We start from the raw sequence: 1,351 nt of genomic DNA, 5'->3' as shown, positions 1-1,351 counted from the left end.
CCTAGGTACACTCGGGACTTTCACCCGTTAGAGTTTGCCCATGTCGGGCAAACCGCATAAAGGGGCTGTCTAAAACAGCCCCTTTACTCTTTGATACGTTCACTTATTATTAAATATATCCTTTATCAAAATACTTCAAAGAATTCTGGTATTTGCTCTAGAATCTCACTAGCTGACTTCACAGTAGCTGTGGCAATGTCAACACCTGTATTTTCCAGATATTTGCGTTTCTAATTAGAGTAATAGTCGTCTATGCCATTACAAATACCTTCTACCATCTTAGCTTGATAACTATCTTTTTGCATCTTCCTATCTTCTGCCTTATTACTCATAAATCCCATCTCTAAGACAATAACCGGAATAGTGCTCCAATTTGTACCTGTTAAGTCATCTCTTGTAACAGTACCTCTATTCTTAGCGCCTGTCTTATTACAGAAATTTTTTATAACTGAAGCAGCCAACTTCTTACTTGCTTTGCTTAAGTTTGAAACATATGGATTCTTTGTCGATGGATATAAGGCACTTGCTCCATTCACGCTTTGATTCGTTGAACCATCTGCATGAATACGGATACAGATATCAGCGCCGCTTTCATTGGCTAATAACGCTCTCTCTTTATTGCTGATATTTACATCATTTTTCTCACGCGTCATTACAACTTCATACCCTCTATCCAATAATGCCTCTTTTAACTTAAGTGATACTTCAAGTGTTAATTTATACTCTGGTACTTTCGTACTCACACCTGTTGTCCCTGATGCTACTTTTGCTTTTTTCGTAGATGCTCCTGGACCAACTGCTTCTAATGCACTATTCCCTTTACTTTGATGTCCTGGATCTATAGCAATAATCTTCTTGCCTTTCACTGTAACTTTCACTTTAGCAGATACCGTACCTGCTTTAGCAGTAATTGTAACTTTACCTGCTCTCTTTGCCGTGAATTTACCCGCCTTCGTTATTGCGCCAATCTTCTTATTCGATACAGACCATGTAACCTTTGATGTTGTTCCTTCTACTTTTGCACCAAATGTATAACTCTTACCAGCAGTCATTGTGGTTTTCTTCTTTGTAATGGTAACCTTAGCTTGTCCTGTTGAAGCACTTACGATATTCCCATAGTTTCCTGCACTTATAACTACCACTGCACACAGCAACAGACATAATACATTCTTATAAAACCGCTTACTTATTCTCATCCCATTCCCATCCCTCATATTATTTCATATGCTTGCTAATTTCTATTCAAAAACATTTAGTTCTCTTGTTCTTCTGATGATTTTTCATGTTTCTCTATTGTTACTTTTTTATTCTCAATTATTATTTCTTTATTCTCAATTATTATTTCTTGATT

Annotated in this window: 1 protein-coding gene; it reads right to left on the bottom strand. The window is 36.7% G+C overall.

Translation table 11 applies throughout. The features are described 5' to 3' along the window. Positions 1 to 230: 230 nt before the first annotated feature. On the bottom strand, positions 231 to 1,196 hold the full coding sequence (locus tag ACW2QF_RS14310; RefSeq protein WP_455716686.1) for an N-acetylmuramoyl-L-alanine amidase: 966 nt from the start codon (positions 1,194 to 1,196) through the stop codon (positions 231 to 233). Between the last annotated feature and the right edge of the window lie 155 nt (positions 1,197 to 1,351).

This window comes from Anaerosporobacter sp. (assembly GCF_965301125.1).
Note: the sequence above shows the minus strand (reverse complement) of the source record. Positions and strands in the feature narration are given on the sequence as shown.